This is a genomic window from Shewanella sp. 38A_GOM-205m (genome assembly GCF_000518445.1).
Classification (GTDB): Bacteria; Pseudomonadota; Gammaproteobacteria; order Enterobacterales; family Shewanellaceae; genus Shewanella; species Shewanella algae.
The window spans coordinates 146,797-168,015 of sequence record NZ_JADP01000005.1; the positions used below are offsets into that span (position 1 = coordinate 146,797).

At 50.7% G+C, this 21,219-nt stretch carries 17 protein-coding genes; 11 read left to right on the top strand and 6 right to left on the bottom strand.

Annotation, left to right across the window (positions count from 1 at the left end; genetic code table 11):
• Positions 1 to 178: 178 nt before the first annotated feature.
• The 4 genes from pgi to N512_RS0106625 form a co-directional block, all read right to left on the bottom strand.
• The gene (pgi, locus tag N512_RS0106605) at positions 179 to 1,816 is read right to left on the bottom strand and encodes a glucose-6-phosphate isomerase (RefSeq protein ID WP_028779801.1); all 1,638 of its coding nucleotides are present in this window, start codon (positions 1,814 to 1,816) and stop codon (positions 179 to 181) included.
• 38 nt (positions 1,817 to 1,854) lie between these two features.
• Positions 1,855 to 2,808, bottom strand: a complete 954-nt coding sequence (tal, locus tag N512_RS0106610) for a transaldolase (protein WP_028779802.1) — start codon at positions 2,806 to 2,808, stop codon at positions 1,855 to 1,857.
• A gap of 242 nt (positions 2,809 to 3,050) precedes the next feature.
• Positions 3,051 to 4,151, bottom strand: coding sequence for an OmpA family protein (locus tag N512_RS0106615; RefSeq protein ID WP_025010588.1), 1,101 nt, complete (start codon positions 4,149 to 4,151; stop codon positions 3,051 to 3,053).
• A 288-nt stretch (positions 4,152 to 4,439) separates the two neighbouring features.
• The gene (locus tag N512_RS0106625) at positions 4,440 to 6,806 is read right to left on the bottom strand and encodes a phosphoketolase family protein (protein WP_028779803.1); all 2,367 of its coding nucleotides are present in this window, start codon (positions 6,804 to 6,806) and stop codon (positions 4,440 to 4,442) included.
• Positions 6,807 to 7,231: 425 nt separating this feature from the next.
• On the opposite strand from N512_RS0106625, the gene N512_RS0106630 reads away from it, so the two are divergent.
• On the top strand, positions 7,232 to 8,728 hold the full coding sequence (locus tag N512_RS0106630) for an alanine/glycine:cation symporter family protein (protein WP_037474390.1): 1,497 nt from the start codon (positions 7,232 to 7,234) through the stop codon (positions 8,726 to 8,728).
• A gap of 114 nt (positions 8,729 to 8,842) precedes the next feature.
• Positions 8,843 to 9,622: a peroxide stress protein YaaA gene (gene yaaA, locus N512_RS0106635; RefSeq protein WP_028779805.1), complete on the top strand. Its 780-nt coding sequence runs from the start codon at positions 8,843 to 8,845 to the stop codon at positions 9,620 to 9,622.
• Between the two features lie 72 nt (positions 9,623 to 9,694).
• Here yaaA and N512_RS0106640 read toward each other — a convergent pair whose 3' ends face one another.
• Positions 9,695 to 11,098, bottom strand: a complete 1,404-nt coding sequence (locus N512_RS0106640; protein ID WP_028779806.1) for a M28 family metallopeptidase — start codon at positions 11,096 to 11,098, stop codon at positions 9,695 to 9,697.
• Positions 11,099 to 11,233: 135 nt separating this feature from the next.
• Here N512_RS0106640 and N512_RS0106645 point away from each other — a divergent pair, with 135 nt between their 5' ends.
• Complete coding sequence (locus tag N512_RS0106645; RefSeq protein ID WP_025011907.1) at positions 11,234 to 11,530, top strand: ArsR/SmtB family transcription factor; 297 nt, start codon at positions 11,234 to 11,236, stop codon at positions 11,528 to 11,530.
• Positions 11,531 to 11,593: 63 nt separating this feature from the next.
• On the opposite strand, the gene rpsT is transcribed toward N512_RS0106645, so the two are convergent.
• On the bottom strand, positions 11,594 to 11,860 hold the full coding sequence (gene rpsT / locus N512_RS0106650; protein ID WP_025011908.1) for a 30S ribosomal protein S20: 267 nt from the start codon (positions 11,858 to 11,860) through the stop codon (positions 11,594 to 11,596).
• Between the two features lie 255 nt (positions 11,861 to 12,115).
• Here rpsT and murJ point away from each other — a divergent pair, with 255 nt between their 5' ends.
• The 8 genes from murJ (at position 12,116) to N512_RS0106690 (ending at position 21,215) form a co-directional block, all read left to right on the top strand.
• A complete protein-coding gene (murJ, locus tag N512_RS0106655) occupies positions 12,116 to 13,675 on the top strand; it encodes a murein biosynthesis integral membrane protein MurJ (protein ID WP_028779807.1) in 1,560 nt (519 codons plus the stop codon).
• A gap of 65 nt (positions 13,676 to 13,740) precedes the next feature.
• Positions 13,741 to 14,676 (top strand): bifunctional riboflavin kinase/FAD synthetase, encoded by a 936-nt coding sequence (gene ribF, locus N512_RS0106660; protein ID WP_028779808.1) that lies wholly within the window; start codon positions 13,741 to 13,743, stop codon positions 14,674 to 14,676.
• Between the two features lie 32 nt (positions 14,677 to 14,708).
• Positions 14,709 to 17,534 (top strand): isoleucine--tRNA ligase, encoded by a 2,826-nt coding sequence (ileS, locus tag N512_RS0106665; RefSeq protein ID WP_028779809.1) that lies wholly within the window; start codon positions 14,709 to 14,711, stop codon positions 17,532 to 17,534.
• Between the two features lie 11 nt (positions 17,535 to 17,545).
• Positions 17,546 to 18,061 (top strand): signal peptidase II, encoded by a 516-nt coding sequence (gene lspA, locus N512_RS0106670; RefSeq protein ID WP_025011911.1) that lies wholly within the window; start codon positions 17,546 to 17,548, stop codon positions 18,059 to 18,061.
• Between the two features lie 5 nt (positions 18,062 to 18,066).
• Positions 18,067 to 18,489: an FKBP-type peptidyl-prolyl cis-trans isomerase gene (gene fkpB / locus N512_RS0106675; RefSeq protein ID WP_025887209.1), complete on the top strand. Its 423-nt coding sequence runs from the start codon at positions 18,067 to 18,069 to the stop codon at positions 18,487 to 18,489.
• A 1-nt stretch (position 18,490) separates the two neighbouring features.
• Positions 18,491 to 19,444, top strand: a complete 954-nt coding sequence (gene ispH, locus N512_RS0106680) for a 4-hydroxy-3-methylbut-2-enyl diphosphate reductase (RefSeq protein WP_025011913.1) — start codon at positions 18,491 to 18,493, stop codon at positions 19,442 to 19,444.
• A gap of 255 nt (positions 19,445 to 19,699) precedes the next feature.
• Positions 19,700 to 20,251, top strand: a complete 552-nt coding sequence (gene pilV / locus N512_RS0106685) for a type IV pilus modification protein PilV (RefSeq protein WP_025011914.1) — start codon at positions 19,700 to 19,702, stop codon at positions 20,249 to 20,251.
• 4 nt (positions 20,252 to 20,255) lie between these two features.
• Positions 20,256 to 21,215 carry a PilW family protein gene (locus N512_RS0106690; RefSeq protein ID WP_025011915.1) on the top strand — a complete coding sequence of 320 codons (960 nt, stop codon included), beginning with the start codon at positions 20,256 to 20,258 and terminating at the stop codon, positions 21,213 to 21,215.
• Positions 21,216 to 21,219 lie beyond the last annotated feature (4 nt).

The following is a 21,219-nucleotide window of genomic DNA, read 5'->3' on the forward strand; positions in this document are numbered from 1 at the left end:
TTGTTGTATGTTTTATCAACATTTAAATATCATACTTGGCAAACAGGGTGCAAGAAGAATGTTTCTATTTTGTTAAACTTGAGTGGTACTTTGATGAAGGCGTATAGACAAGATGGCGGGCAAAAAAATACCAGCCAGTGGAGCTGGCTGGTATCTGTTGATTTACAAGGTTAACGGGCTAGATTTTTCCTTGTCTGAAGAGGTTGATCAGGGCATTGCTGGAAGCATCCAGATCCTGGCTGTTTTGCTCTGCGCCGATACGCGACAGCACTTCATTCCCCAGCGTTTTACCCAGCTCAACTCCCCATTGATCGAATGAGTTGATATCCCAGATAGCCCCCTGAACCAGGGTTCTGTGTTCGTAAAGAGCAATCAAGGCGCCCAGGGTTATTGGGGTCAGCTTGTCCATCAACAGGGTATTGCTCGGCTTGTTGCCTTCCATGACCTTATGTTTGGCAATAAGCTGTTTCTCAGCCTCTGAGAGTGGGCTGTCGGCCAGTTCGGCCAAGGCTTCATCGAAGGTTCGTCCTTGCATTAGCGCCTGGGTCTGACCAAAACAGTTTGATGCCAGCTGAGCGTGATGCTCACCGATAGGATTATGGCTTTGCAACGGCAGGATAAAGTCTGCCGGGATCAATGCCGTACCTTGGTGCAACAGCTGGTGGTAGGCGTGTTGGCCATTGGTGCCTTCTCCGCCCCAAATAACCGGCCCTGTGCTGTAATCCACTGAATTGCCGTCCAGAGTGGCGGACTTGCCGTTACTCTCCATATCCAGCTGCTGGAAATAGGCCGGAAGCCCTCTGAGGTAGTGATCATAGGTCAACACCACGTGGGACTGGGCATTGAAGAAATTGTTGTACCATACAGAGAGCAGGCCCATGATCACCGGCATATTCTGCTCAAGAGGTCTGGATGCGAAATGTACATCCATTGCTCTGGCGCCGGCCAACAGTGCCTTGAAGTTATCCATGCCTATCAGGGCGGCTATGGGCAAACCTATGGCCGACCAGAGAGAATAGCGCCCGCCAACCCAATCCCACATGGGGAAGATGTTGTCTTCATCTATGCCAAACGCCGTTGCCTTGGCGACATTGGAGGTAATTGCCGCAAAGTGCTTGCTAATATCTTGCTGTGAACCGCCTTTGGCCAGGAACCACTCTTTGGCGCTGAGGGTGTTGGTCAGGGTTTCCTGAGTGCCAAAGGATTTTGACGACATCAGGAACAGGGTGGTTTCAGGATCCAGCTTCTTCAGTTTTTCACTGATGGCCGTGCCGTCGACATTGGCGACGAAGTGACACTGTAGCTTACCGTTCCAATAGGGACGCAGGGCCTCGGAGATAATCTTGGGGCCGAGGAAGGAACCGCCAATTCCGATGGAGACAAGATCTGTGATCTTCTTGCCGGTATAGCCGCGCCACTGACCTGAATAAAGCGCCTCGACAAAAGCCTCCATTTGAGCCAGGGTTTGCTGAACTTCAGGGACTACATTGACGCCATCGACGCGAATATCCGCATCGGCCGGCGCTCTCAGAGCTGTGTGCAACACGGCACGCTGCTCCGTAGTATTGATTGCTTCGCCGGCAAACATAGCCGCTATTTTTTGCTTAAGTCCGGCTTCACGGGCGAGTTTGAGCAGCTCCTGCAGCACGGCATCAGTGAGGCGGTTCTTGGAGTAATCCAACAGCAGTCCACAGTCTTTGAGCGACAGCTGTTCAAAGCGCTGCGCGTTTTCGGCAAAGAGTTCACGCATGTGAGGCAGGTCTGCACTCATCGCCTTGAGAGCCTGCCAGCTAGCGGATTGAGTCAAATGTGTCATGAGTTGTCCCTGATCTTCAATTTCAGCACAGACCTTGTTTAGCTCAGTTTAGCCTTGAGCATGGTCTCGAGTTTGCCCTGATCTATGGCAAAGTTACGGATACCTTCAGCCAGTTTTTCCACTGCCATGGGATCTTCGTTGAACTCCCAGCGGAACTCAGCCTCGGTCAACGGCTTGGGTGGTTCTTGGGTTTCAGTGGCAGGTTGCAGCTTGGTCACTATTTGGGTGTCTGAGTTGGCCAGTTCTTCCAGCAAAGATGGGCCTATAGTCAGGCGATCACAGCCGGCGAGCTCAATGATTTCACCTGTGTTACGGAAGCTGGCACCCATAACCACTGTCTGATAACCATGCTGTTTATAGTAGTTGTAGATCTGGGTTACTGAGACCACGCCTGGATCTTCACTGGCGCTATAGTCCTTGCCGGTGTTCTTCTTGTACCAGTCGAGAATACGGCCGACGAAGGGCGAGATCAGGTAAACTCCGGCTTCGGCGCAGGCTCTGGCCTGGGCGAAACTGAACAAAAGTGTCAGGTTGCAGTTGATACCGTTTTGCTCCAACTCCTTGGCGGCACAGATGCCTTCCCAGGTGGAAGCCAGTTTGATCAGAATGCGTGACTTATCGATACCGGCTGCTTCATAGAGCTTAACCAGCTTATAGGCTTTGGCGATGGAGCCGGCTTTATCGAATGACAGGCGGGCATCTACTTCGGTTGAAATACGTCCCGGTACCAGCTTGAGAATTTCCACCCCTATGTTGACCGCCAGCTTGTCTGCGGCGTCTTCCAGTTGTTGCAGCGGATCCTGGCTCTGAGATTTGGCCCAGGAAATAGCATCATCGATCAATGGGGCATACTCAGGGATCTGAGAGGCTTTAAGGATCAGTGATGGGTTGGTGGTGGCATCTTGCGGATGATAGAGCTTGATCGCCTCGATGTCGCCGGTATCAGCAACTATGGTTGTAACGGATTTGAGTTGCGTGAGTGTGTTTGCCATGAAAAACATCCTTCTCAGATTGCGGCCGTTTACGCGGGGATTGCATGACGCTATTAAAAGCGATTTTGCCCTCGTTTCCAACCAGGATTGAAAAAAAATTACAAAAATGGTGAGAAATTGTCAATGAGGGCCGTTTTCGGTTAAAGGAAGTGTACTCCCATAGCCGGGGGAATTCTAATGACACAAAGGCTGAAAACAAAAAAGTCGCTGCAGGGCAGCGACTTTTCCAGAAGAAGTTCAGCTTACTTCAGCAGAGCTTCTTTTTCTTTAAAGCTCATGTGAGCTTCAATACGGCGGTTAACCTTGTTGGCTTCAGCAGAAGAACCCTGCATCAGCGGCTGGCTTTCACCGTAGCCCTTGGCGTTGATACGGCTGGCATCGATGCCATACTGGTCAACCAGTACTTTGGCAACTGCGTCGGCACGTTTCTGAGACAGCCACTGGTTGTAATCGGCTTTACCAGGCAGTGATGCGTGGCCGGCGATTTCCAGATCGGCTTTAGGGTACTTGTTCATGAAGTCAGCGACTTTCTGGATTTCAGCCATAGAGTCGGCTTTCAGTACAGATGAGTTGTTATCGAACTCAGCCTTAACTTCCAGCTTCTCCAGCTTCTCAACATAGATAGAGCAACCGTTGGCGTCTACTTTGTGGTTAGCTGGTGTGTTTGGACATTGGTCCATATCGTCGTTGACACCGTCGTTGTCGCTGTCAACTGGCTCTATGACTACTGGCGCTACTGGAGCAGGCTTTGAAGTGCTGCCGAAACGGTAGCTCAGTTCAAGACCCCAGTAGTTGCTTTCCATTGCCAGAGTGTTCCACTTTTCTTCGTCGAGGTTTTCATAACGACGATACTTGGCGGCCAGTTTCAGGTTCTCTGTGATGTTGTAACCGATACCGGCACCGAAGTAAGGTGCAACACCACTGTCACTGTAGTACTCGCTACCCCATTGTCTGTTGTTGGAAATGTGGTAGTTCATGGCACCGGCTTCAGCAGACAGGCTCCATTTGTCGGCGAAAGGCCAGAAAGCCACCAGGCCCAGAGTGGCGCCCTTGGCACCTACGTCATTGAGCTTGTTGGCATAGTCGGTCCATTCGGCACGACCCAGGTCACGATAACCCAGTTCTACACCAAAGTAATCGTTGAACAGGTAACCTGCAAACACGTCCCATGCATATGGATCGTCTTCACCACAGGTTTTCATGGTTTTCTGATCGCAGTTAGGTTCGTAGTTATTTACACCGAGGCCCGCACCCACATACCATGGGCTGAGCTCGTCTGCTGCAGATGCTGCAAAAGGCATCATAGATGCGAGCAACAATACTTTAAATGTCTTATTCATCATGTTCTCCAAGTCCATTGCTATTCAATTACCCAGATGTCCCGTATAGGAAACATGACTAGCACTTAATGTGGGATTTCCTTTAGTGTTTTAGCTAGCTGGGTCAATTATCCATTGAAAAAAAGCAATTTTCCACTTATCGACCAATAAATTTATTGTTCAAGATTTGCTCTTGGGCTTTGCTTAACAATTTAAAATAAAGAAAAAGCGCCTGTTTGAAGGCGCTTTTTTTATTTTTGGCAAACAATTTTATAACTAAATTATTTGTCTATTGTTTAGCTAAGGTTCAGCTTAACGGGTCCAAATCCAGTTCTCGATATACTCAGGATCCACACCATTGGCCTTGATATAATTTCTATGATCAACCAAGCGTTGTAACATATCTGTGGTAATCGCAACGTGGCGGGTTTCATCGATAACACCTTGCTGGAATAGTTTGTAAGCCATGTCTATTACCAGGTGATAACGGGAAGTACCGTTACGAACACCCATATCAAATGGTGTGGTGGTTGAACCTTCCTCTTCATAACCTTTAATTCTGAATCTGTGACTACCTTTGTAATCGAAGATCAGTTTTTTGATGGTGTTTGGATAACCGTGATAGTTAAATACCACACCTTTATTTTCGGTGAATATCTCATCCATCAACCAAGGTTTTTCCTGGAACTTGAGGCTACCCAGACCACTGCTGTGTAATTCAGTGACGCTGACAAAGCGGATACGCACTCTTGGCAGGAGTTCACGAATTAATACCAATGCCGCCATACACTCCTGAGTGACATAGTCACCACAGCCAGCCAGGACGACATCAGGGTTTTCATCAGAGGCAAAGTCCCAGACCATTACACCGTCTTTGGCTTGTTTACGGGCTTCATCAAGGCTCAGCCATTGAGGCAGCTCTTTCTTACCGGCGACCAGAATGTTCAGTTTGTCGCGGTCGGCGAAAGCGCGTTCTGTGTAAACCAGAGTGGTGTTGGCATCCGCGGGCAGATAAGCCGAGATAATCTTCGGATGTTTCTCAAGCATGGCGCCCAGGAAAGAAGGGTTCTGGTGAGAGTAACCGTTGTGATCCTGACGTTCCAGCAGAGAGGAAAGCACCACGTTGCAAGCCGGCAGCGGCTTACGGAAGTGAACCCCTTGGCTGGCATAGACATACTTACAGTATTGGTCGGCCATGGAAGACACTACCTGAGAGAAAGACTCATAGGTAGGAAACATGGCGTGACGACCGGTAACTGTGTAGCCATGCATCATGCCGAACAGCAGGTTTTCAGACAACAGCTCCATGACCCGACCATCGCGGCTCATATCTTCATCCCAGCTTTCAATCGGCCATTGCCAGGCGCGATCAGTCGCTTCGAACACGGCTTGCAGCTGGTTGGAGTAAGTTTCGTCAGGGCTGAAGATCCGCAGGTTGCGCTGATCTTTATTGAGGCGGAAGGCTTCGCGCATCCACTGACCCATTTTCAGCATGGAATAACCACGATGACCTCTTGGGACTTCGGGGCCATAGGCCAGTTTTTCCAGATCAGGATTGCTGAGGGCGCGCACTACTTCACCACCATAGCTCATCTTTTGACGGCCACAGCAGAGTTCTGCAGGGGGCAGCAGTGACTGGATGTCTTTGTCGAAGACAATCTGGTTCTGCTCATTGATGGAGTAAAGTTCAGAGAACTTGTAACTGTCGAGCCAGCCATCCAATGCGGCCAGATGACCTTTGTCGGTGGCACACTTATTGACAATTACCTGGTGAGACTCGCAGTTGCCTTCGAGTTTCTTGCCATCGTATTCGGGAACGCCGGTCCAGCCTTTGGCGGTGCGCATCAGGATCACCGGCCAACGTGGCTTGACCACATCTTCGCCGTTGCGGGCACGTTTCTGGATGTCGTTGATCATCTCATAAGCCGTATCCATCGCTTTGGTCATCTGCAGGTAGACATCTTCTTCCTGCTCGCTGTCCACTATGATGGGGTGATAACCCAGGCCTCTGAATTCAAGTTCCAGTTCTTCGTGGCTCATGCGTCCCATACGGGTTGGGCCGGAAATCTTGTAACCATTAATATGCACTATTGGCAGTATGGCACCGTTGGTGGCAGGAGAAACCAGACGGTTGGCATACCAGGAGGCAGCCAGTGGACCGGTTTCAGATTCGCCGTCACCAACGAGTACAGCGGCAATCAAGTCAGGATTATCCAGAATAGCGCCCCAAGCGACAGACAAGGAGTAGCCCAGCTCACCCCCTTCAAGGATTTGTCCGGGAGCTTCGGGGTTGGCATGCGAAGGATAGCCGTAAGCCGCGGAGAACTTGCGACAGATATCTTCAATACCGGTTTCGTTGTACGGAATGGTTTCTGGATAGAAGTGGCTGAGAGAGCCTTCGAGGAAGAGGTTAGCCTGTACAGCTGGGAAACCGTGACCTGGGCCGACCAGGTAGAGGAATGGGCGCTTGTGCTTGGTAATCAATCTGTTCACGTTGGCGTATACAAAGTTGATCCCCGGACAGGTTCCCCAGTGACCCAAGAGCCTTGGCTTAATATCACTGTGTTGCAACGGGCGTTTGTACAATACATTGTGCTTGAGGTAAATCTGTGAGGTTGCCAGGAAGTTAGTGGCCCGGACAAATTTCTTCAGTGCACCTATCTCTTGCTTTTGGGTCATATCGTGCCTCGCTTGAGCTAGCTAAAAGTGAATCAGATTATCTTGCAGGTACTATATTTGTAGTTTTATTACAAAAATGTGTCCCGCATCCAAGTTTTGAAAGTTTGTTTAGCCGGTGGCTTTTTTCGAAAGTCTCTGTGATGCCCTTGTTATTTAGGTTATAACACTAGCTTGTTCTGGTGTTTTTATGGTGAATTTACTGTCACATGAGTGATTAAGTGTGATCTTGATCACGCGAGAATTTTAGCATCCTATGCTATTTTCTCCGCCCTCAAGCGCGGCCAGCATACCTTAGTGTATGTAGGATAATTCGAAAAGAAACTGGCCGATGCTTATCCTTTTTCATTCAGGAAGGAATCTTAACCACAAATTTGGCGTCATCCAGTCAGTGATGGGCTAGGTTTGCCACGGGAAAGCTTACAATTATGATAATAGAAACTATCGAAACCATAGTCGGTTTTTTGAACTCTCTTCTTTGGGGAAAACTATTGGTTTATGCCCTGGTGGGGGCCGGCCTGTACTTTACCCTGAGGTTGTTGTTCATTCAGCTTACTCACCTGGGGCATTCTGCCAAGGTGATGGCAACCAGTAGACAGGGCTGTGAAAGTGGTTTGTCTTCATTTCAGGTGTTTTGCACCAGCATGGCCGCCAGGGTCGGGGCCGGTAATATGGCCGGGGTGGCCGTTGCCATAGGCGCCGGTGGTCCGGGAGCCGTATTCTGGATGTGGCTCATCGCTCTCTTGGGTATGGCTACGGCCATGATTGAGTCGACTCTGGCTCAGATCTATAAAGTAAAAGATAAAGATGACCAGTTTCGTGGTGGTCCCTCTTATTATATGGAAAGGGGACTTGGACAGCGTTGGATGGGGATCCTCTTCTCCGTATTCTTGATCATCGCCTTTGGTCTGGTTTTCAATGCCGTTCAGGCCAATACCATTACAGGGGCATTGGAAATTGTATTTGATGTCAAAGAGGCTTACTGGTTTGATGTAAAAGCCACTTATTGGATAGGTATTCTTCTGGTGATCGCCAGTGGTTTGGTCATCATGGGGGGGCTGCGTAAAGTTGCGCGCGTCTCTGAGGTGGTTGTACCCATTATGGCTTTTGCTTATATCCTGATCGCTTTGGTCGTTGTCGGCATGAATATTGAACAATTGCCGACCATTCTCAAACTGATAGTCAGTAGCGCCTTCGGTTGGCAAGAGGCTGCTGCTGGTGGGGTAGCTTATACTGTGGCTCAGGCGATGCAGTCCGGGATCGCTCGCGGTTTGTTCTCCAACGAGGCGGGGATGGGTAGCGCTGCCAACGTTGCGGCCAGCGCGTCACCTACACCAAATCACCCAGCATCACAGGGTTTTGTGCAGATGATAGGCGTGTTTATGGACACTATTGTTATCTGTAGTGCGACAGCCGCAATAATCTTGTTGGCCGGCGATCTCAGTGGTGTCAATGTTGGCGAGGGGGACAAAGGGATCCAACTGACCATAGCGGCATTGACCACCCATGTTGGAGATTGGGGAGGCTTTTTCGTAGCCTTTGCCATTTTACTGTTTTGCTTTACCTCAATAATCGCCAACTATTCTTATGCTGAAACCAATGTGCTGTTCCTTTCCAATAATAGCCGTAAGGTGTTGCCTCTGTTCCGCTTGTGCGTACTCGGCATGGTGATGTTTGGGGCTGTGGCGAAAATAACCTTGGTCTGGAATTTGGCCGATCTTTCGATGGGATTGATGGCTACAGTCAATATCATCGCTTTGGTACTGCTTTCAGGTGTTGCCATGCGAGTGATTAACGATTACCGCGATCAATTGAGTGAAGGCAAAGAGCCTGTGTTTGACAAGAGCAAGTTCCCTGAACTCGATGGTCATATTGGAGAGGGTATCTGGACTGGCGAACCTGTAGTTCGCAGCGAAAAGTGTTAATGGCCAGAGAGTAATCCAGATTAAGAGTATCGAAAAAACCACGCTATCAGTGCGTGGTTTTTTTATTTCATCCCAGTATCATAGTTGGTTCTATACCAATTAGACGGAGTGAATATGCTGATTTTGGTTTCACCGGCCAAGACCCTGGATTATGACAACCCTGCGGCAGTGTCTGAATATAGCCTGCCACAGTTTCTCGAGCATAGTAGCGAGCTTATTCAGGTTTGTCGGGACCTGACTCCAGCCAATATTGCTTCTTTGATGAAAGTCAGTGACAAGATTGCTGGCTTGAATGCCGCCCGATTCGCCGAGTGGCAACCTGATTTTACCCCGGAAAATGCCAAGCAGGCACTCTATGCCTTCCGTGGTGACGTATACACAGGTCTGGATGCTGACAGCCTTGCTCCGGAAACAGTTGCTCGGGCTCAGCAGCATCTGCGTATTTTGTCAGGTCTCTATGGCCTCTTGAGGCCTCTGGACTTGATGCAAGCCTATCGGCTGGAAATGGGCACCTCCTTGGTCAATCCTAGGGGCAATAACCTGTACGCCTTCTGGGGGGATATCATCACAGATGCCATTAATCAGGCATTGGCTCAGCAAGGGGATGATATTGTAGTGAATTTGGCGTCCAACGAGTACTTCAAGGCGGTTAAAACCAAGCAGGTTGACGGGCGTATCATTACGCCTGTGTTCAAGGACTGTAAAAAAGGTCAGTACAAGGTGATAAGCTTCTATGCCAAGAAGGCCAGAGGCATGATGGCTCGTTACCTATTGGAGCAAGAGGAACAGAGTCTGGAGCGGTTAAGGGCATTCAACAGCGCCGGCTATTATTACAGTGAAGCCGAGTCCAGCACTGATACTCCAGTGTTCCTGCGGGAAGAACAGAGCTCATAGTGTTTTCCTGTATATAAAGATAAGAAAGCCGTTCATTATTGAACGGCTTTCTATATAGAAGGCGGCAGTGATTTATTGTTTGGCAGGCAGTGGCCGCAGTTCCAGTTCAGACTGTGCCATCAAATAGGCGAACTGGGCATAGGCCGCAATGTTTTGTGCCAGCGCCTTGGGATCTATCTTGTCCAAGGTATCGTTGGGGGTATGGTGGTAGTCGAAGTAATCGGTACCATCCTGGCGCAGGGAGGCGACAGGAACGCCACTGGCCGGCAGCATGGAAACATCCGGGCCACCATAGGCGCTGTTGTCACCGGCGGCAACGCCGTTTCGCTGCATCACCTGGGTCAGTTGCTGTAGTTTCGGCAGCACTTGGTCATTGACCTGAAAGTCAATGCGGTAGATAGGGCCTGCCCCGAAATCGGATTCTGCAGCGATATAGTGTTTATCCAGCTCTGCAGCGTGGGCTTTGGCATAAGCCTTACCACCAACCAAGCCTATCTCTTCGGCCGCATAAAGCACGACACGTACTGTGCGTGCAGGTTTTACAGGTAAATCCTGGATAAGCTTCCCGGCCGCAGTGACAATCGCGACTCCGGCACCGTCATCTATGGCCCCTGTACCTTCATCCCAGGAGTCCAGATGAGCCCCTATCAGCACGATTTCATCTGGCTTGCTGCTGCCGGTGACTTCGGCGATGACGTTATAGGAAATGGCGCTGCCCTTGTTCTCGGGTGACATCTTTAACGTGAGAGTTATATCTGCAGAGCGCTTGAGCATGGCATTGACAAGATCGGCATCCGGCGCCGACATGGCCGCAGCCGGGATCCGCTTCAAGCCTTCTTCATAGCGCATGGTACCTGTGTGAGCCATACGGTCATGATCTGTACCTATCGAACGGATAACTATTGCCAAGGCTCCTTTACGCGCCGCCTCTATGGCGCCTCTTGAGCGGCCACCTACGCTCTTGCCGTAACCTTTACCTGTCTTGTGGCGCTCGGTTTTCTGATCGATAAAGACAATTTTCCCGGCAACATCATCAGGATTGGCTTCTTTAAGTGCAGCCAGGCTGTCAAAGCGGACTATCTTGGCCGTAATGCCCTCTGCCGGGGTGGCAACGCTGCCGCCTAAGGCCGTGATGACCAGAGGCTGTTGGAAGGGGGCCACTATGCTGGCGCTGGCTTCACCGCGCTCCCACACTGGGACTTCCACCGCTTCCTTATAGACACGGTCAAAACCCAGTGACTGTAGCTTTTTCTCCGCCCAGGCAACCGCCATGGCGTCTTTTGGGCTACCGGCCAGGCGAGGGCCGACTTCCACTGTTAAAGATTCCACAATTTGAAAGCCGAGGTCAGAATCTAGGGCTTTTTGCTGCAATGATTCAGCAAGCAGTTGATTTGTATTGGAAGGAGAGGGGGATTGACAACCAATAAGTGAAGAAATCAACAGTGGGAGTAACAGGGCGGTTCGATAGTTTTTCATGTGTTTCCTTTGTTTTTATTAGGTATGTCCCATTTTTGAAAACAATCTAACAAAAAGTGTGCTTTATGTCCCGACTATCTCCGTAAGGCAAGGCTATATTAGGGACGGAGTTTGTATTAGGAGAATAGGCTCGTCATGAATATTGAGTTGATGCAGCAGCGAGCGGACCATGCCGTCGTATTATTGAAGGCGCTGGCCAATGAGAGGCGTTTATTTATTCTGTGCTATCTCCTGAGTGAGGGAGAGATGTGCGTTGGGGAAATGAACAAGAAACTGGGATTGAGTCAGTCGGCTTTGTCTCAGCATCTGGCTTGGTTGCGGAAAGACAATCTGGTGGCAACCCGCAAAGAAGCCCAGACAGTGTACTATTCGCTCAAGAGTGAAGAAGTGCGCGAAATCATCAAGCTGTTGAATAACATCTATTGTCATTGATGTTATTGAATTTCAGATATAAAAAAACCGGCAAATGCCGGTTTTTTTTATGCTGGTATCGAATTAAGCAGCTAGTGCTTTGATACGAGCGTTCAGACGAGCCTTATGACGGGCAGCCTTGTTCTTGTGGATCAGGCCTTTGGTTGCCATACGGTCAAGAATGGGTTGTGCAACAGCGAAAGCTTCAGTAGCCGCTTTGTGATCGCCAGCTTTGATAGCAGCGATAACTTTTTTCACGTAGGTACGCAACATAGAGCGACGGCTAGCGTTGTGTTGACGACGCTTTTCTGATTGAAGCGCGCGCTTCTTTGCAGTCTTGCTATTAGCCAAGGTGCAACTCCTAAAAACTGGATTTGATACTTTTAAAGGCCGAGGAGAATGCCCGGTTTTCACCACTTTGTCAATGACAATGATTGAATATCCATCATAAAGATAAATTAATTCAACCCGATTTGGCGATCCTCAACCCAACTCGTGTAAGATGTGGCGCAATTCTACCAGCAAATGCTGGCATGTGACAGAGCTTAAGTGGAATTTTTGAGACTTGTCGCCGTTTATGGCGGCTTGAGTCTTCTGGGGGAATATTTGAGCAAAAAATTGGTACGGTCCGGCGCCATTGTCAGCGTCATGACCTTGATTTCTCGTGTGCTGGGATTAGTACGGGATGTGGTAGTCGCCAACTTGATGGGCGCGGGCAGCAGTGCCGATGTGTTCTTTTTTGCCAACAAGATCCCTAACTTTTTGCGGCGCTTGTTTGCTGAAGGTGCCTTTGCTCAGGCTTTTGTACCTGTATTGACTCAGTATCAGGAGAAAGAGTCCAGCGAAGAGGTCAAACTCTTATTATCAAAGGTTGCCGGTACCTTGGGGTTATTGGTAACAGTCGTGACCCTGATAGGGGTTTTGGCTTCACCAATACTGACAGCTTTGTTCGGTGCCGGTTGGTTTATGGCCTGGGTCAATGACGAGCCTGACGGCGCCAAGTTTGAACTGGCATCGTTAATGTTGAAGATCACCTTCCCCTATCTTTGGTTTATCACTTTTACCGCCTTGGCTGGCTCTATTCTCAATACCCGTGGCCGATTCGCGGTTTCGGCTTTTACTCCGGTATTTCTCAATGTCGCCATTATTGCGGCGGCTCTGTGGCTGAGCCCGACCCTAGACAAACCCGAGATAGGTCTGGCCTGGGGGGTATTCTTCGGTGGTGTGATCCAGTTTCTGTTTCAAATTCCTTTTCTGCTGCGGGAAAAAGCCCTGGTCCGGCCCTCATGGGGCTGGAATCATCCGGGAGTGGTCAAAATCCGTACTCTGATGATCCCGGCACTGTTTGGGGTATCTGTGTCGCAAATTAACCTGATGCTGGATACCTTTATTGCCAGTTTCCTGGTCACAGGTTCTATCAGTTGGCTCTATTATTCAGACCGTTTGTTGGAGTTTCCGCTGGGATTATTTGGTATTGCCATCGCCACTGTTATTTTACCTGCTCTATCCAAAAACCATGTCAATGCCGAGGGTGAGGGCTTTGGTCGCACCATGGATTGGGGGATTCGTGCCATTATGCTGCTGGGTTTACCGGCCATGATGGGGCTGATTGTATTGGCTCAGCCGATGTTGATGGTGCTTTTTATGCGTGGCGCCTTTAGCATCAGTGACGTGGAAATGGCTTCCTATTCTCTGGTGGCCTACGGCACAGGTTTGTTGAGTTTTATGCTGATCAAGGTACTGGCGCCCGGATATTATGCCCGTCAGGACACCAAGACACCTGTGCGTTATGGCATCATTGCTATGGTTAGCAACATGGGTTTCAATATTATTTTTGCCGTGCCATTTGGATATGTAGGGCTGGCGATCGCCACTTCTCTGTCTGCTTTACTCAACGCTTCCCTGTTATATCGCGGTTTGCATCTGGCCGGTGTTTATAGAGTCAGCAAACAAACAATCATCTTTTTTATCAAGGCATTACTTGCTACTGTCGTGATGGTGGCCCTGTTGCTCTACTTTTCTCCAGAGCAGGCGCAATGGCTTGACTGGTCGTTTGTTGAGCGAATCAGCCATTTGTTTGCCCTGATCTTAGGTGGCGCTCTGGGGTATTTTATCGCACTGGTGCTGCTTGGGATCCGTCCATGGCGGCTCAAAGCCCGGAACTGAGGGCTGATTCTGCTGCCGAGCTGTTATATAATCCGCCAATTTACGTTTGAGCGGTCGTTGATTTCATGGAACTGATTCGCGGAATACACAATATATTGCCGGCCCATCGTGGTTGTGTGCTGACCATAGGTAACTTCGATGGTGTGCACAGGGGCCATGCCGAAGTGATAGCCAATCTGGTCAAGAAGGCACGTCACTTTGGTTTGCCGGCCACCCTGATGACATTTGAGCCGCAACCGCAGGAACTGTTTCGCGGCCAGGATGCCCCTGCGCGGTTGAGCCTGCTTCGCGACAAGGTCAAACTGCTTGCTGAACTTGGAATAGACAGGCTTGTGTGTGTCAATTTCAATCAAAAGTTTGCCCAAGTGCCGGCCAAGGAGTTTGTCGAAGAGCTGCTGGTGCGTAAACTTGGGGTCAAGTATCTGGTAGTCGGTGACGATTTCTGTTTTGGACGGGCTCGTCAGGGCAATTTTGAGCTGCTTCGCTCTGCTGGTGAACAGCACGGTTTTGCGGTAGTCAGTACCCAAAGCTTTTTGGTTGGCGATCACAGGGTCAGTTCCACCATGGTCAGAGATGCGCTGGCCAAGGGCAATCTTGAGCAGGCCAGACGTTTATTGGGACATCCCTATACTCTCAGTGGTAAGGTGGCCCATGGGAAAAAGCTGGGCCGGACGCTGGGGTTCCCCACTGCCAATATCGCCATGAAGCGCAAGGTGGTTCCTGTGAGGGGCGTATTTGCGGTCAGGCTCTGGTGGGATGGCAGTGAGCAATACGATGGTGTTGCCAATGTGGGTTTTCGCCCCACGGTTCAGGGACAAAATTGCCAGTTGGAAGTGCACCTGTTTGACTTTGAAGGTGACCTCTACGGGCGTAAAGTAGAAGTGGAATTAGTGGCCAAGATCCGTGACGAGAAACCGTTCGAGTCCCTTGAGGCACTTAAGAAACAAATAATGAATGACGCTGATGAGGCTCGCGCCTTACTCAGCAATGAAGCAGGCTGAGCTCTCTTAGCTAAATTAATGGTATAGGATCAATGAGCGACTATAAATCAACTTTGAATTTGCCGGAAACCGAGTTTCCGATGCGTGGTAATTTGGCAAATCGCGAGCCAGAGATGTTGAAACGCTGGACCGAGGAGAATCTGTACCAACAGATCCGTGATAGCCGTATTGGCCGCAAGCTGTTCATTCTGCACGATGGCCCTCCATATGCGAATGGCGATATTCATATTGGTCACTCAGTTAACAAGATCCTCAAAGATATTATTATCAAATCCAAGACCTTGTCGGGGTTTGATGCGCCTTACGTGCCAGGTTGGGACTGCCATGGTCTGCCGATTGAACTTAAGGTAGAACAGAAAGTTGGTAAGCCAGGGCAGAAAATCTCTGCTGCCGAGTTTCGTGACGAGTGCCGTAAGTATGCCGCCAAACAGGTCGATGGTCAGCGCAATGACTTTATCCGTCTCGGTGTGCTCGGTGACTGGTTCAAACCTTACCTGACCATGGATTTCAGCACTGAGGCCAACATCATTCGTTCACTTGCCAAAGTGATCGACAACGGCCACCTGCACAAAGGGGTTAAGCCGGTGCATTGGTGTACCGACTGTGGTTCTGCCCTGGCCGAAGCCGAAGTGGAATATGAAGACAAGACTTCACCGGCTATAGACGTGGCCTTTGCCGCTGTGGACAAGACTAAAGTTCTGGCCGCTTTCGGTGTTGACGCCTACCAGGCGCCAGTCTCCATGGTTATCTGGACTACCACTCCCTGGACCTTACCTGCCAACCGCGCGCTGTCTCTGAGCCCGGATTTGGACTATGTGCTGGTGGAGATTGAGTCTGAAGACGGCGCCAAGCAAGCTGTTATTCTGGCGGAAGCCCTGGTGGAAAGCTGTATCACTCGTTATGGCGTCAAGAGCCATCAGATCCTTGGTCGTGCCAAAGGTGCCGAGCTTGAGTTGATGCAGTTCCAGCACCCTTTCTATGATTTCAGTGTGCCGGCGATTCTTGGCGATCATGTGACCACCGAATCCGGTACCGGTGTGGTACACACAGCACCTGGACACGGTCAGGACGACTTTGTGGTTGGCCAGAAGTACGGTCTGGAAGTGGCTAATCCTGTGGGTGATAACGGCGTTTACAAGGCGGATACCCCGCTGTTTGCCGGCAAACACGTGTTCAAGGCCAATGATGAAATTGTGGCGCTGCTGCAGGAAAAAGATGCCTTGCTGCACCGTGAAGCCTATCGTCACAGCTATCCACACTGCTGGCGCCACAAGACACCTATTATCTTCCGCGCCACACCGCAGTGGTTTATCTCCATGGATAACAAAGGGCTGCGTGCTCAAGCCATGGGTGAAATCGAGCAAACCCAGTGGATCCCTGATTGGGGACAGAGCCGGATTGAGAAGATGGTCGAGAACCGTCCTGACTGGTGTATCTCGCGCCAGCGTACCTGGGGCGTACCTATCACTCTGTTTGTTCACAAGGAAACCGAAGAGCTGCATCCAGATAGCGTGGCCTTGATGGAGCGTGTTGCTCATCGCATTGAGCAGCAGGGCATTCAAGCCTGGTGGGATCTGGATGAGTCTGAGCTCCTGGGTGAAGATGCGGCTCAGTACCGCAAGGTGACCGACACTCTGGATGTTTGGTATGACTCAGGTTCTACCTTCTCATCAGTGGTTGCTGCCCGCCCTGAATTCCAGGGGCAGGGAATTGACCTCTATCTGGAAGGCTCTGATCAGCACCGTGGTTGGTTCATGTCATCACTGATGATTTCAACCGCCATGAACGGCAAGGCTCCTTACAAGCAGGTATTGACTCACGGCTTTACCGTGGATGGCAAGGGCCGCAAGATGTCCAAGTCCATCGGCAACGTGATTGCACCACAGCAGGTAACCAACAAACTGGGCGCCGATATTCTGCGTCTGTGGGTGGCTTCTACCGACTACAGCGGTGAAATGACGGTATCCGATGAGATCCTCAACCGTAGCGCCGATGCTTATCGCCGTATCCGTAACACCGCCCGCTTCCTGTTGGCCAACCTGAGCGGTTTTGAGCCAGAGACAGACATGATCGCCATCGAAGACATGGTGGCGCTGGATCGCTGGGTGGTGCGCCGCGCCGCCAAGCTGCAGGAAGAGTTGTTGGAAGCCTATGATGCCTACAACTTCCACATAGTGACCCAGAAGCTGATGCAGTTCTGCTCGGTTGAATTGGGCAGCTTCTATCTGGATATCATCAAGGACAGACAGTATACCGCCAAGCGTGATGGTCACGCCCGTCGCAGTTGTCAGTCGGCTCTGTATCTGATTGCCGAAGCCATGGTGCGTTGGGTTGCCCCTATCCTCAGCTTCACTGCCGATGAAATCTGGCAGTTGCTGCCGGGTAAACGTGACGCCTATGTGTTTACTCAGGAATGGTACCAGGGCCTCAAGGCCGTACAGCTGGACTCAGATCTGAGTGATGAATACTGGGCACAGTTGCTGCAGGTTCGTGATGAAGTCAACAAGGCACTGGAGCAGGGCCGCCGCGATAAACTGATCGGCGGCGCGCTGGAAGCCGAGGTAACTCTGTTTGCCGATGCGGCGCTGACCGAAGCTTTGGCCAAACTGGGTGACGAGCTGCGCTTTGTGCTGCTGACCTCCAAGGCTGTGGTTAAGCCGCTTGCCGATGCACCTGCCGATGCCCGTGAAACTGAGCTGGCATCACTTAAGCTCAGCGTCGCCAAGTCTGAAGCGGCCAAGTGTGACCGCTGCTGGCACCACAGAGAAGACGTTGGCCAGATCGCCGAGCATCCACTGCTGTGTGGCCGCTGTGTGACCAATATCGAAGGAGAAGGTGAACAACGCCTGTTCGCCTGAGGATAATAAACATGCCCGCAGACTGGAAACAAAGTGGCCTGCGCTGGTATTGGGTGGCTGTGTTGGCTTTTTTGGCTGACCAGCTGTCCAAACAGTGGGTATTGGGTAACTTCAAGCTGTATGAATCGGTGCAGCTGTTGCCTTTCTTTAATCTGACCTATGTGCGCAACTACGGCGCCGCCTTCAGCTTCCTCAGTGATGCCGGTGGCTGGCAGCGTTGGTTATTTACCGCCGTCGCTGTCGGTTTCAGTGTGTTGCTGACCGTTTGGCTCAGACGGCAATCGGCCGGATTGTGGCGTCTAAACCTGGCTTACACTCTGGTAATAGGCGGCGCGCTGGGAAATCTTGTCGATCGCCTGATGCACGGTTTTGTGGTGGACTTCCTCGATTTCTACTGGAAAACCAGTCACTACCCGGCATTCAATATCGCTGACTCGGCTATCTGTGTTGGCGCAGTCCTGATCATCTGGGATTCATTTTTCGGCGGTGACAAGGCCGCTGCCAAGCAGAATGAAGCCAAGGAGTAACACAGATGTCTGATGTGAAATCCCTCTTGTGTCACCTGAATATACTGCTGGAAGACGGCTCGACCGCCGACAGCACCAAAGCCTCCGGTAAACCCGCCCGGCTCAATATCGGTGACGGTAGTCTGAGCCCGGCGTTTGAGGCTGAGCTTCTTAAGCTGAAAACCGGCGACAATCACAGCTTTACCTTGGCCCCTGCCGATGCTTTCGGCGAGTCCAATCCCGATGCCATTCATCACTTGGATCGCAGCCGATTCCCGGCAGATATGACGCTGGAACCCGGTGTTATCGTCAGTTTTGCTGGCCCAGGTGGCAGTGAAATACCTGGAATTGTCAGGGAGATAGCCGGTGATTCTGTCACAGTGGATCTGAACCATCCGCTGGCGGGCCACCAGGTGACCTTTGAACTGGAAGTATTGCAGGAGCTTTGATATGTCAGTAGCAAAATCTACCGGTCTTAACATATTGCTGGCCAATCCCAGAGGCTTCTGTGCCGGTGTCGACCGGGCCATCAGCATAGTGGAACGGGCGCTGGAACTCTTTTCCCCGCCTATCTATGTGCGCCATGAAGTGGTGCATAACCGTTATGTGGTTGAAGATCTCAAGCAGCGCGGGGCTATTTTTGTCGACGAACTGGATCAGGTACCCGACAATAGCATAGTGATTTTCAGTGCCCATGGGGTGTCGCAGGCGGTGCGCAATGAGGCCAAGCGTCGCGGTCTTAAGGTGTTTGATGCCACTTGTCCTCTGGTGACCAAGGTGCATCTGCAGGTGACCCGCGCCAGTCGTAAGGGGATTGAGTGCATTCTTATCGGTCATGCCGGTCATCCCGAAGTGGAAGGCACCATGGGGCAGTACGATAACCCTGAAGGGGGAGTCTATCTCATTGAGTCTCCGGCCGACGTGGATGCATTGCAGGTGAAAGAGCCGGACAATCTCTGCTTTGTCACCCAAACCACGCTGTCGGTGGATGATACCCTGGATATTATTGCTGCGCTGCAGAAGCGGTTCCCTTCGATTGAAGGTCCTCGTAAAGACGATATCTGCTACGCAACCCAAAACCGCCAGGATGCGGTACGTAAGATGGCCCAGGATGTGGACTTGTTGATAGTGGTTGGCTCCAAAAACAGCTCCAACTCCAACAGACTGCGCGAATTGGCGCTCAAGTCTGGCACTCAGGCCTATTTGGTGGATAACGCCGATGATGTCGAGCGGGATTGGTTTGATGGCGTCAGTAAGGTTGCCGTTACTGCCGGGGCTTCTGCTCCGGAGGTGTTGGTGCAGCAGGTGGTTGAGGCCATAGCCAAACTGGCGCCAAGCGTGGTGACCGAAGTGGAAGGGCGCAAGGAAGATACCGTGTTTGCCGTTCCGGTGGAGCTAAGGTAAGAAGTCGCGGGTTTATTGCGCTTATATAAGTGAAAAGCATTTTAAGAAGAGGCTATCTAAGCCTCTTTTTTTTATGGAAAAAATACCTCTTATAAGGCTTGAATTTATTAGCGTTCTTTGTTACTGGAGATTTACATTCGACTCAACTATCATTAACAGGTATTATTGTTGTCTTGAGCTAACTATAAGATATTAAAGAACTAATAGGCTGAATTTATTGTCAAAAACATGGCATTGTCTGGAGATTTGACACAGATGAAAAAACGGAGAGAGGGATTCTCTCTGATTGAGGTTATGGTAGCGCTCGTCATTTTGGTGATAGGGCTTATCGGGATATTTAATTTACATATAGTGGCAAAGCGCGCCAGCTTTGAATCATTTCAACAGACTCAGGCGGCGTACTTTGCCAACGATATCCTCAATCGGATGAAGCTTAATAACACGGTACTGAATAATTACGACGACGGCTCTCCCTATTCCGGGGGCGGAAGTGCTCCTGCAAAATCCTGCGATGTGGCCCTTGGCGCCACTGTGACCTGCACTGCTGCCGAGACCCTGGCCTGGGATCTTTACCAATGGCAAGAACTCTTTACCGGCGCAGCTGAAGCCGTGGGCAGCCAGAATGTCGGCGGCCTCGACAGTGCTACCGCTTGTCTGAATGTCAATGGTAGCAATGTCACTATTGTGATGGCATGGCGAGGCATTCAGGAAACAGCCGGCACCGCCTATGAAACGACTGACTGCGGCAGTAGCTTGGGTAAGCGCCGGCGGGTCTTTATCCTCAAGACAGTGATCAATCAAGGTTAAGGCGGTGAGTGTGAAAAATTCAAAGCAGTCGGGTTTTTCTCTGGTAGAACTCATGGTGGCCATGGTCATCAGCCTGTTTCTGGCGCTCGGATTGTTCGCCATGTTCAGTATGTCTGCCACTAATGTCACTACCACAGGGCAGTTCAATCAGTTACAGGAAAATGGCCGTATTGCGTTGGCCATCATGGTGCCGGATCTGAGTCAGGTAGGCTTCTTTGGCGATATGACAGGGACAGATTTCGTGCTGGGTACCAACGCTCGGGTCGATGATGCTGTCGGGACAGATTGTATCGGCCAAGGGCTCAACAATGCCACTCTGCCCAATGGCCAACCGGCCCACTTCAGACGTCTTTGGGGATATGAGGCCGGGGTGAGTGCCGGCTCACTGAGCTGTGTCAATTCAGCGATGACAGGGACAGATGTAATTCAGATTAAACGACTGGTAGGCCCTCCCGGAGCCACCAGTGGTTTTCGGGTGGCAGCAACGGCCAGCCAGGCGGTGTTTTTTAAAGATACAGATCCCGGCCTTGAAAACCAGAGGGTGTGGGAATACCAACACCATGTCTACTTTATTAAAGACAACAACGGCGTGCCGGTTCTGACCCGTAAATCACTCTCTGCCAGCGGAATGAACGTAGACGAGCCCTTGGTCGAGGGTATCGAAAACATGCGTATTCTCTATGGTTTCGACGAGAACGGTGATGACACGGCCGATAGCTTTATGCCGGTACAGAATGTGACGGATCTGATGTGGGACAACCAGTTGTTCCAGCGAATAGTGGCCTTGAGAATATTTTTATTGGTGCGTTCGCCCAATGCTGACAATAGTTACACCAATAATGCGACTTACTCACTGGGCGACAAAACCGGCGACAGAGCCATCAGTGGTGGTGGCGATAACTTCCGCCGGAAAGTGGTTTCGACCACAGTGGTACTTGAAAACCCTGTGTTGATTAGGAACTAAGCAG